Origin of the sequence: Marinovum sp. PR37, assembly GCF_028807375.1 — a bacterium.
Taxonomy (GTDB): Bacteria; Pseudomonadota; Alphaproteobacteria; order Rhodobacterales; family Rhodobacteraceae; genus Marinovum; species Marinovum algicola.
Genome location: NZ_JARAML010000050.1, coordinates 1 through 10,612, shown reverse-complemented (window position 1 = coordinate 10,612; position 10,612 = coordinate 1). Strand labels below are relative to the sequence as shown.

General features: G+C 62.5%; 8 protein-coding genes and 2 pseudogenes. 1 reads left to right on the top strand and 9 read right to left on the bottom strand.

Translation table 11 applies throughout. The features are described 5' to 3' along the window. The 9 genes and pseudogenes from PVW49_RS23270 to PVW49_RS23230 all read right to left on the bottom strand — a co-directional run. A pseudogene (locus tag PVW49_RS23270) lies at positions 1–229 on the bottom strand (ABC transporter permease); the annotation flags it as partial. 131 nt (positions 230–360) lie between these two features. Beyond that, positions 361–1,389: a sugar ABC transporter substrate-binding protein gene (locus PVW49_RS23265; RefSeq protein WP_274591745.1), complete on the bottom strand. Its 1,029-nt coding sequence runs from the start codon at positions 1,387–1,389 to the stop codon at positions 361–363. Positions 1,390–2,204: 815 nt separating this feature from the next. Beyond that, positions 2,205–3,038, bottom strand: a complete 834-nt coding sequence (locus PVW49_RS23260; protein WP_274591744.1) for an inositol monophosphatase family protein — start codon at positions 3,036–3,038, stop codon at positions 2,205–2,207. Beyond that, positions 3,035–4,051: a LacI family DNA-binding transcriptional regulator gene (locus PVW49_RS23255; RefSeq protein ID WP_274591743.1), complete on the bottom strand. Its 1,017-nt coding sequence runs from the start codon at positions 4,049–4,051 to the stop codon at positions 3,035–3,037. Before PVW49_RS23255 ends, PVW49_RS23260 begins: the two co-directional genes overlap by 4 nt. Beyond that, positions 4,044–5,468 (bottom strand): glycerophosphodiester phosphodiesterase, encoded by a 1,425-nt coding sequence (locus PVW49_RS23250; RefSeq protein ID WP_274591742.1) that lies wholly within the window; start codon positions 5,466–5,468, stop codon positions 4,044–4,046. The genes PVW49_RS23255 and PVW49_RS23250 overlap by 8 nt, the downstream gene beginning before the upstream one ends. Continuing rightward, the gene (locus PVW49_RS23245) at positions 5,465–6,511 is read right to left on the bottom strand and encodes an ABC transporter ATP-binding protein (protein ID WP_274591741.1); all 1,047 of its coding nucleotides are present in this window, start codon (positions 6,509–6,511) and stop codon (positions 5,465–5,467) included. Before PVW49_RS23245 ends, PVW49_RS23250 begins: the two co-directional genes overlap by 4 nt. Beyond that, on the bottom strand, positions 6,511–7,335 hold the full coding sequence (locus tag PVW49_RS23240; protein ID WP_274591740.1) for a carbohydrate ABC transporter permease: 825 nt from the start codon (positions 7,333–7,335) through the stop codon (positions 6,511–6,513). Before PVW49_RS23240 ends, PVW49_RS23245 begins: the two co-directional genes overlap by 1 nt. Then, positions 7,332–8,633, bottom strand: a complete 1,302-nt coding sequence (locus tag PVW49_RS23235) for a carbohydrate ABC transporter permease (protein WP_274591739.1) — start codon at positions 8,631–8,633, stop codon at positions 7,332–7,334. The genes PVW49_RS23240 and PVW49_RS23235 overlap by 4 nt, the downstream gene beginning before the upstream one ends. Positions 8,634–8,709: 76 nt before the next feature. Then, positions 8,710–10,053 carry an ABC transporter substrate-binding protein gene (locus PVW49_RS23230; RefSeq protein WP_274591738.1) on the bottom strand — a complete coding sequence of 448 codons (1,344 nt, stop codon included), beginning with the start codon at positions 10,051–10,053 and terminating at the stop codon, positions 8,710–8,712. A gap of 192 nt (positions 10,054–10,245) precedes the next feature. Between PVW49_RS23230 and PVW49_RS23225 the strand changes: the two are divergent. After that, positions 10,246–10,612, top strand: a pseudogene (locus tag PVW49_RS23225) (integrase core domain-containing protein); the annotation flags it as partial.

The window sequence follows — 10,612 nt, the reverse complement described above, 5'->3', positions numbered from 1 at the left end:
GCACCTGTTGCAGGATCAGCGTCATGGCGAAGGGCGAGAAGAATCGGCTGCCCAGCAGCAGGCCGAACAAGATGATCGCCGAGACCAGCACGATCAGCGGCACAAGGGCCGGTGTCGTGTGCAGCAGGTCGTGGAACTTGCCGACCAGTCCCTTGTGGTTCTCCTCGAACGACGCGACGTCGGTCGAGGCGTCCTGGGTTGCGGCTTCGTAATTGTCCGAGTTGGACATGAGTGCCTCCAGATGTTGTGCCGGGTGGGTCCGGGCACGGGAATAGAAACGGGGGCGGGCAGGTCACCCGCCGGAGTGTTCCATGTCAGAGAACTGTCCGGGCCGTCGGTGCGGCCCGGACAGTCAGGCGATCAGCCCCAGCAGAGGTTCTTGCCCTCAGCGACCGAGATCGACTCGACGCCATCGGCCGGCTGGTCGGTCACCAGCGCCACGCCGGTATCGAAGAAGTTCTTGCCTTCGGTCGCTTCCGGTTTCTCGCCGGTTTCGGCGAAGGTCGCGATCGCCTCGACCCCCAGCGCGGCCATCTTCAGCGGGTATTGCTGCGAGGTCGCTCCGATGATCCCCGCCTCGATATTGTCGACTCCGGGGCAGCCGCCATCGACCGAGACGATCAGCACATCTTCCTGCCGGCCGATGGCCTTCAGCGCTTCGTAGGCGCCGGCGGCGGCGGGTTCGTTGATCGTGTAGACCACGTTGATTTCCGGATCCTGGGCCAGCAGGTTCTCCATCCCCTTGCGACCGCCTTCCTCGTTGCCTTCCGAGACATCGTGCCCGACGATGCGCGTATCCTTTTCATCGCCCCATTTGCCCGGGTCGCCGAGATCGATGCCGAAGCCTTGCAGGAAACCCTGGTTCCGCAATACCCCTACAGAGGGCTGCGAAATATTGATGTTCAACAGGCCGATTTTGGCGTTGGCGCTCTCGTCACCCAGGGAGGCGGCGGCCCATTGGCCGATCAGCTCGCCCGCCTTGAAATTGTCGGTTGCAAAGGTCATGTCGGCGGCGTCGATCGGATCGAGCGGCGTGTCGAGCGCGATCACCAGAATGCCGGCATCGCGCGCCTGTTGCACCGCGGGAACGATGGCAGAGGTGTCCGATGCGGTCAGCAGGATGCCCTTGGCGCCATTGGCGATGCAGGTTTCGATCGCAGCAACCTGGGTCTCGTTGTCGCCATCCACCTTGCCGGCATAGGTATTGAGCGCGACGCCCAGTTCCTCGGCCTTGGCGGTCGCGCCTTCGCGCATCTTGACGAAAAACGGGTTGGTGTCGGTCTTGGTGATCAGGCAGGCGCCAGCCGCGTGGCTGCCGGCATATGCGGTGCCGGCAAACGAGGCTGCACCGAGAGTGGCGAGTGCCGTAACACAGGTTCTAAGGGTCATGTTTCCTCCAAAAGTCGTTCTGTTGTCCGAGGTTTTGGAACCATAAAACTTCCTGATGAAGTAATTAATAGTGTCTGGTTCGGACAGTCCGTTGTTGCGGTCGCAACATGCAACCGGAGCGAGGCACCTGCTGTAAATCTCTTCGGCAGACGCGGGCTCTGGGTAGAACGTGAAGGGCTTGCGAGTCAATAAATAATTCATTCGAAAGTAAGTAATGGTGCACTCTGACCCGCGCCGCTGCTTGTCAAACTGGCAAGAAATCTTACTATCGCAGCGTCGGCCAATGTGGTGAGACCCTCCAAAAATCAAAGTGATACATGGCCCGATGCGTCGCCTTCTGACCGAGAGGCGCTACTCCGGTCAAACCGCCAAAGGCGATCCAACGAGGTCGCCGCGGGGAACTACAACGAGCACCTGATCCTCAAGTTGATCCGCAGGATGGGCAATTGACCAAGGCAGAGGCGAGTCAGGCCACCGGTCCGTCCCCCAATGCGATTTCAGGGATCTTCCGAACTCTCGAGGACGCAAATCTGGTGATCCGAGGCAAACCCCAGCGCGGCAAGATCGGACAACCGTCCATTCCGGCCAGGGTCAACCCGGACGCGCCACTATCTCGGCCTGCGACCAGGGCGCCGTGGTCTTGACCTCGCCTTGGTCGATTTCGGTTCTCTGGACAGTTCAGCGGCTGTCCCAAGGTGTATCGGTCTTGGCTTTCATGCCGCCAAAATCTGATCTCGACCCTGCCAATATGCCTCGTCCGGCGTTCTGCGCTTGAACGAGCGCCGTTTTTTGGCGTCCACCTTGGTCAGCAAATCTCATCGTTTGGTGTCGGCCTGCGGTTCATCCCGGAAAGTGTCACCCAAAATATTGTCACGCAGCAGGGGTGCCATTTCATGATCTGCGCGGGCGAGCGCGAGGAAGGGCGCAGGGGCCGTCAGCTCCGGGGTAAAGGCGGGGGCCTCGACCGTGCCGCCCGCGGCCTTGATAATCGCGATGCCGGCGGCGGCGTCCCACAGGTTCAACTCGCGCTCCGCATAGGCGTCGACCCAGCCCGAGGCGACACCGATCAGGCCAATGGTGGCCGCGCCGCTGCGGCGAAATTCGCCGCCCTGCGCCACGATCCGTTCCAGAAACGCGGCATGATCGGCAAAGGGCGTGCGCGGCGACCAGCCGACGGCAATCAGCGCCTCGGCGGCGGCGCATCCAGCGTCCACCTGAAGGGGAACGCCATTCTTGCGTGCGACGGGGGCGCCGGACAACAGCCCCTCGCACAGCAGGTCCAGATCGGGTGCGAAGATCACACCCAAAACGATTTCGCCCGCGCTGGCACAGGCAATGGACACGGCCCAGTCCGGCATGCCGCGCAGGAAATTCGTCGTACCGTCGATCGGGTCGATGATCCAAACCTCGCCAGAGGAGGTATCGCCGCGGCGTCCGCCCTCTTCGCCAATGATGGCGTCTTGGGGGAAGTGTTCCGCAAGGCGTGTGCGGATGAGGGACTCCACCGCCAGATCGGCGGCGGTGACAAAATCCTGCGGCCCCTTGGCGTCGATGGTCAGCCCCCCATGGGCCGCGCGCATGTCACGGGCCAGCGTTCCGGCCTCTCGGGCCAGAGCGGCGGCAAAGGACAATCGGCCCTGCATATTCATGGCTGTTCGATCTTTCCTGTGGTGCCGCGTGCCACCGGGTGCAGCGGCAGATGTGTCACCAGTGTCGGGGCATCCGGTGTTTGCAGTCGGTAGCTCATTGCCTCGACCGCCATGGCGGCCTGTGTGCCGGCATCTTGGCGCACGGTGCTGAGATCATAAGACGCCCAGCTGGCCTGTTCAATGTCGTCAAACCCGACAACGGCAATGTCCTGTGGCACGCGCAGCCCCAGATCACCGCGAAGCCCGTCAAGCGCGCCGCAGGCCAGCAAATCATTCGCGGCAAAGAGGCCATCGCAGGAACGCAGGATGGCTTCGTGGCGGCGCATTGCATCACGCCCGGCCTCAAAGGATTGGCCATCGCAGGGCATGACCTGACAGGGCATCCCCCTGGCGTGGACCAGTTCGCAAAAGCTGTTGACCCGGCCGATCACGGTGAATGTCCGATCTTTGGGGCGCAGCACGGCGAAACGGCGCGCGCCCGCCGCGTACAGCATGTCGAACACGATCTCGGCAGCGGTATCGGGGTCGAGTTGGATCCGGTCGCCGCCGTTGGAGCCGGGGTTGCGGTTGATCAATACAACGGGCACGCGCAGCCGCTGACATTCCTCTGTCACGGCGGCGGGCGGTGTATCCGAAGTCACGATCATCCCGGCGAGGTTGTAATCCAGCATCGACGAGAGCAAGGGCTCCAGATCATCGCTGTGATCAGCGGTCAGAAGCAGCGGGCGAAACCCTTCGGAAATCAGCGCGCGGGCAAGGTGTTTCACCTGCCGCGCCCGAAACGGCGTGTCCAGCCGCGAGGCAAGGATGGCGACAAGCTGCGATCGCTGCGATTTGAGGTTTCGCGCCAGTGCGTTGGTGCGATAGCCCAATGCGCGCGCGGCCTCCATGATCTTGGCGCGGGTGTCATCGGCGATGCTGGCACCGGGAGTGAAACAGCGCGACACCGCAGAGCGCGAGACCCCGGCCATGCGCGCCACGTCGTAAGATGTGGGTCGACGGTGATCATCCATCGGCGCGCACCAATCGGGCAAGCGCAAAGGGATGATCGACATTGGCAAGGTCAGGCGCGGCGGCCACGATCTGCGCCAAGGTGCCGGCATCACCGGCCATTGCGGCCAGCATGACCGATGCGCCTGCGGCGCGAACGGCGGCGAAATCCCCCGTGCCTTCGGGCAAGGTGAATTCCACGATCTGCGGCGCAAGATCGGCCAGCGTATCCGCAAGCGTTGGATAATCCTGCCGCCGCGCCATGATGTTCGCTTGTGGGGCAAGAGCGCGCAGAGCTTGCAGCTTGGCGTGATCGAATGACCAGAAAAACACGCGATCCTGCAATCCCGCCGCGCAGACCGCTTGCCAGACCGGGGCCGGGGGCGCGGATTTGAGCTCAAGATAGGCGCGACCGTCATAGCGGTGCAGCAGTGCCAGAACTTCGGCCAATGTGGGGATCGGGGTGCCGGTGAAATGGGGGCTGAACCCGCCACCGGCGTCAAGCGCGCGCACTTCGGCCAAGGTGTGATCGCTGATCGGGCCCGCGCCATTGGTGGTTCTTTCCAGCGTGGCATCGTGGTGAATGACGATCGCGTCGTCGGCGGTGTGATGCAGATCGCATTCGACATAATCAAAGCCCGCCGCCAGCGCACATTCCAGCGCCGGCAGGGTATTTTCCGGCGCGACTTTATTGGCGCCGCGGTGGCAAACCGTCTGAAACGGCAGGCCACGCCCCGGCTGGTTGACCAGCTCGGGCCGGTCCGAGCAGATGCCGATCACCGGGCGGGTGCGGATAGCGGCCATGCGCTCCGGGTCTTCCTCGTGCCAGATCGCGATGCGCTGGCCCTGGGCAAAGGCGCGTTCAAACAGGGCGTCGGTCAGCGTGTCTTGCGGCCGGTCCATATGTTCCCAGCACAGGTGGATCACATCCGCGCCTTGGGCATAGGCGAAGGGCTCCGCGCCCAGCGGCACAAGCACGGACCGGGGGTAGGGGCTGTCGGCTTCGGCCAGAAGCTTTGCGGCCTCCCGGTCAAAGGCGCCAAGGATGGCGCGGGTGATGCCGTGATCGCGCAGCATATGCAGCACTGGCAGGGTTGCGCGGGTGTCCTTGATATCGGCGTAGATGCCGGTGCCCAGCATCGCGGCCTCGGCCATCACATCCCGCAACAGGGGGCAGGGACGGTTTTCTGCCGTGGTGTGGGCGAGGATTTCGGCAAAGCTTATGTCAGAGATCTTGCGCCCGTCCGACAGGATCTTGTCGTGGAACGCGATGATCTGGCCGTCGGACGATATGCGAATATCGACTTCCCACATTTCCGCGCCAAGCGCGCTGGCGATGCGGAATGCCTCTAGCGTGTTGTCAGGCGCATAGGCGGAAGCGCCCCGGTGGGCGATGGCATAAGGGCGGTCCGGGCGGGTCCAGTCGGGGGATGCGGTCACAGGCGGGCTCCTTCGGCGTCAAACAGATGCACGCGAGACAGGTCAAGCTGCCAGTTGACGGGTTGTCCTAGCGCGATGTCATGGCCGGCGGGCACGATGGCGCGCAGCCGTTGGTCGCAGGGCAGGGTCACGTCGATCAGGTCTTCGCGGCCTTGCGGCTCGATGAAACTGACCTGCCCGGCGATGGATGGCCCGCGATGCTGCGGGCCGAAATGTTCGGGGCGCACGCCTAGCGTGATCGGCCCGCGGGCCGCGGTGCCATGGGGCAGGGGGAGAGCGTTGTCGGCGCCGATTGTCAGTTGGCCATTGGCCTCGGCCCGCAAGAAGCTGATCGGCGGATTGCCCAGAAACCCGGCCACATAGCGGGACGCAGGACGTTCGTACATGTCGCCGGGAGTGCTGATTTGTTCGATCCGGCCATCCTTCATCAGGGCGATGCGGTCACACATCGACATGGCTTCGATCTGGTCATGGGTGACAAGGATCGCGGTGATGCCGGTTTCGCGCTGGAGCCTGCGGATTTCCGAGCGCATTTCCAGCCGCAGCTTGGCGTCGAGATTGGCCAGCGGTTCGTCCAGCAACAACACATCGGGCTTGCGCACAAGCGCGCGTGCCAGCGCCACGCGCTGTTGCTGGCCGCCGGACAATTGTTGCGGTTTGCGGGCCAGAAGATTGCCGATCTGGACCAGTTCCGCCATCTCGCCCACGCGGCGCTTGACCTCGGCCGGTTTGAGATTTTGCACCCTGAGCGGAAAGCCGATGTTTTCCGCCACGCTCATGTGCGGATAAAGCGCATAGTTCTGGAACACCACGCCGACAGGCCGGTCCTGCGGCGGCAGGCGGGTCACGTCCCGATCCCCGAAATGCAGCGTGCCGCCGTCGATCCGGTGGATGCCGCTGATCGCAAACAGCGTGGTGGACTTGCCGCAGCCCGACGGCCCCAGCAGCGCGATCATCTCGCCGGAGGCGACCGAAAGCGACATGTCCTCGATCACTGTGGTGTCGCCAAAGCGTTTGGTAAAGTTTTGCAGTTCGATCCGCATCAGCCTTTCGTGCCTCCGCCATAAATGTTCATGAGCCGTTTCTGGAACAGCAGGTAAACGGCGATGACCGGCAATGCGTAGAACATGCCGATCGCCTTGAAGAGCCCGTAGTCCGGGCGGGTGTCGTCCGCGATGACCGCGTTCATGTAGGTGGCCAGAACCTGGGCATCGGCGCCGGGTGCCAGCACCAGCGGCAGGATGAATTCCGACCAGCCGGCGAGGAAGGAAAAGATCAACAGCGCCGAAAGCCCCGGTTTGACCTGCGGCAGGATCAGTTCGCGCCAGACCCGGAACCGCGAGGCGCCGTCCTGCACACCCGCCATTTCGATTTCCCACGGGACGGAATCGTAAAAGCCTTTCATGATCCAGATGCCAAAGGGCAGTTCCAATGCCGCTTTCACAAGGATCACGCCCATCAGGCTGTCGTAAAGCCCGAGAAATTGCAGCACGATGAAGATCGCGATGATCAGGGTGATGGTCGGAAAGGCATGCAGCATGATCAACCCGGCCAAGAAGAACCGCCGCGCCGGAAAGTTCAGCCGCGACAGCGCATAGGCGGCGGTGATCGAGAAGGCGCAAACCAAAAGCGCGGTCGCGCTGGCAAAGACGAATGTGTTGAAGGTCACCCGCCAGATTGACGGTCTTGCGCTGTCGATGCTGGTCCAGAGGAAGCGCCAGTTGGTCAGCTCCCATTCCTGCGGGATGATGCGGCCGGGCGCGGGACGCGAAACGCTGTCGATCAACTGAAAGCCATACATGATGACCAGCGGCGCCGAGATCAGCGACAGCGCGAGGATCAGCAACCAGTTTCCCTTGGTGTTCATTGTTCGATCCTCGGTTTTGCAACGAGTTCGCTGAATTTGAAGAAACGCAGGTACAGCGCCGACAGCAGGATGCCGATGATCACCAGCGCCAGCGCATAGGCGGCCCCCAACCCGTATTCGAGATTGCCGCCATAGTTCGAAAGCGCGGTGTGATAGGCGGCCAGGGCCCAGACCTCGGTCTGGCGTCCCGGGCCGCCATCGGTGGCCAGCAGGATGTATTCAAACGAGGTCAGCAGTGACAGCGTCTGGTAAGAGGTGATGAACAGGATCGGCCAGCGCATCTGCGGCAACAGCACATGGCGCACCTGTTGCCAGCGGTTGGCCCCGTCCACCTGGGCCGCGAACAATTGCGTTTCGGGGATCGCGCGCAGCGAGGAGGAAAACAGGATCATTCCCAACGACGCCCCCACGCAGCCATTGATCAGCACGATAAAGGTCCAGGCATGGGTGGCAGTGTGGCGCATCCAGTTGATCGGCTCGATGCCGAAGGGACGCAGCATGGCCGAGATAAAGCCCTGATCCCATGTCAGCCATTGCCACATCAGCACATAGAGCACAGGGGGCAGGATTCGCGGCAAAAACCAGATGGCCCGAAACGTCTGGGCCGTGCGGTTTGGCAGATAGAAGGTCGACAGCGCAAGGAAAAGACCGAAGCCCACGTTGAAGCCAAGCGTCAGAACCACGTAGATGACGGAGTTCAGCGCATAACGCCATGTGGCAGGCAACTCCCACAGCAACTCAAAATTCTGGGTGGTAAAGGTCCACCCGGTATAGGCCGCCTCGGTCAGCGCGAGGCGGTCGCGCTCCGGCACGCCAAGATCGGCGATGGCCGAGGCGAAGTCATCCCGGGTGGCGAACCGTTGCCCAAGGATCGAGACGCGGAACAGGTCTGCCGCCGTCTTGCGGTCGCGGACCTTGCGCAGCGGGTTCCGCCGCAGCTCTTTCAGCGCCCGTTCCATGGCCCGCTGGTCGTCGAACTTTGCGCCACCATGCAGCTTGTCCAGCTCTGCGGCGCGGTCCTCGCCGAATTCAGCGGCAAACTGGGCCAGTGTTTCGGGCTGCACCGCGTATCCGGCACCTGCCAACAGGGCCACCGCATCTTCGCCAACACCCACTGCCGGCAGGCGGCGCAGGTCGCTTTCGCTGATCTGGTATTCGCCGCCCAGAATGCCGGTCGAGGTGCTCATGTTCGTAAAGGCAAAAACCACCGTCAGCACGACGGGAAGCAGAAAGAACATCATTACCGCCAGCAACGCGGGGCTGAGAAAGCCCAAGCCCAAAAGGGTCTGTCGGGTCATGTCGCACCTCGTGATTGAACAGGGGCGACGGCGGGCTGATTGTGCGCGCCGTCGCCGGATTTCAGCCGGATCAGGCTCAGCGAACGATCAGCTCGTCGCCCAGAGTGGCGGTCAGTTGCGCTTCCACTTCGGCCACGGCTTCTTCGGGGGTCTGAACGCCGGTCCAGGCGGCTTCGAGGCCCTTGAACATCGCTTCCGAAAACGCTCCGTAGTTGGGGTGGTTCGGTTGCGCATTGGCGTGCGGCAGCAGGACTTCGGTAGCCTCGGCGGCCCAGCGGTCACCGGAATAGAGGTCAAGACCGGCTTCGGCCTTGCCGATGGCAAGATGCGAGGACTTGATCGCATGCAGCGTGTTCAGGCGCGGCTCAGAGGCGATGGCGACCAGTTGCGCGGCGATTTCTTCGGCGCGGTCGTCTTCCTGATCGGTAAGAAGATAGACCAGCGGGTGGGTCACGGTATTGGCGCGGCCCGCATCATTGCCCGCCGGGATCAGGGTAAAGCCGACCGTGCCAAAGAAATCTTCGTTACCCTCTTTGCCGGTGTAACGGCCATAGTGCCATGTGCCACCGTGCCAGAAGGCGGCTTTGCCGTTGGCAACTTCGGAATACCACTGGTCCCATTCGGTGCCGATGTGGTTCCTGCGGGTGACACCGGCATCCACCGCGTCGACAAAGAACTGGTACATCTCGGTCATGGCAGTGCGGTCGAACAGCAGCTTGCCGGTTTCGGGGTCCGTCAGCTCACCGCCGAAGGATTGATAGAACTGAGCGTAGTCCGGCCCGTTGGACACGCGCGGATAGAAGCCGTAGCCTTTTTCGACAAGGCCCATGTCGACGGCTTTCCTGGCATCGGCCAGCATGTCGCGCAGGGTGTATTCACCGGCCTCGACACGGGCAGACATGGCGTCCATGTCCGCCTCGCTGTAGCCGAGCGCTGCGAAGGTCTCTTTCCAATAGAAGAACGGGCGGCTTTCCGCGTCCTGGGGCACACCCCACTGCATGCCGTCAAACGCCGCGATTTCCATCAGGTTGCCGTAGACGTTGTTCAGCGGCCAGGCGTCCAGATCGACGTAGTCCTCGACCGGGACGATGTAGCCGGCGCTGGCCCAGGGGGCGATGTCCAGATGCGAAGTGACGACGATATTGGGCGCATTGCCCGCTTCGGCGCCGAGGGTCACGGCCTGTTTGAAGCCGTCCCAGCCGTCGAAATCGCGTTTGCCTTCGACGGTGATGTTCAACTCTTCGCCGCGGATGGCTGCTTCGCGCGACAGCATGTCGGCGGCAATCCGGATATTGTCTATGCGGTAGTGGTCGCTGTCATTGGACCCGCCGGCCCAGACTGTGATGGTGATGTCTTCTGCCAGAACCGGCGCGGCGGCCGTGGCGGCGATCAGCGCCAATGCGCTAGTCATCTTTATCATGGGATCGTATTCTCCAAGCTGTGGGGCGCACGCGGCATTGGGTTGCACACGTGTGCACAGCTCTCGACGATCTTTGTAACAGCGGCCTGTGTGTTAAGTGTCATTTACGTGAAATAACGGCGGCCGCGGATATTCCACCATCAGCCCGGGTGCGAAAGTCAGTGGACAGCAGGACGTAGCAAGACTGTGGACCGGCGTGAGCCGCCCTGCCGGGCAGTGGACAACGGCACCGAACTGACCAGTAACGCGATCTTAACCTTTGCCGCCGCGCAGGACATCGAGTGGCACTAAATTGCCCCAGGCAAGCCAATGCAGAACGGGTTCGTGGAGAGTTTCAACGGGCGTACCCGTGTCGAATTGCGACCAAGACCGCGTGCTTTCCACAGGGGGCGCGCGTCATGCAAAAGCGGTGCCAGGAAGGCGCCGAAGGGAGGAAACATGAATATGACAAACGTAGGATCCGCCGTTCTGGCGGGTCTAATCGCGGTCTCTTCGCTTGCTGGCGAAAAGGCACAAGCGCAGGAGTACCAGTGGACGTTCCAGACCTCGGCACAGGCCG

Bases quoted from the DNA above. Each gene is read 5' to 3' on its own strand.
- PVW49_RS23265 (WP_274591745.1), bottom strand. From the start codon at position 1,389: ATGACCCTTAGAACCTGTGTTACGGCACTCGCCACTCTCGGTGCAGCC.
- PVW49_RS23260 (WP_274591744.1), bottom strand. From the start codon at position 3,038: ATGAATATGCAGGGCCGATTGTCCTTTGCCGCCGCTCTGGCCCGAGAG.
- PVW49_RS23255 (WP_274591743.1), bottom strand. From the start codon at position 4,051: ATGGATGATCACCGTCGACCCACATCTTACGACGTGGCGCGCATGGCC.
- PVW49_RS23245 (WP_274591741.1), bottom strand. From the start codon at position 6,511: ATGCGGATCGAACTGCAAAACTTTACCAAACGCTTTGGCGACACCACA.
- PVW49_RS23240 (WP_274591740.1), bottom strand. From the start codon at position 7,335: ATGAACACCAAGGGAAACTGGTTGCTGATCCTCGCGCTGTCGCTGATC.
- PVW49_RS23235 (WP_274591739.1), bottom strand. From the start codon at position 8,633: ATGACCCGACAGACCCTTTTGGGCTTGGGCTTTCTCAGCCCCGCGTTG.
- PVW49_RS23230 (WP_274591738.1), bottom strand. From the start codon at position 10,053: ATGATAAAGATGACTAGCGCATTGGCGCTGATCGCCGCCACGGCCGCC.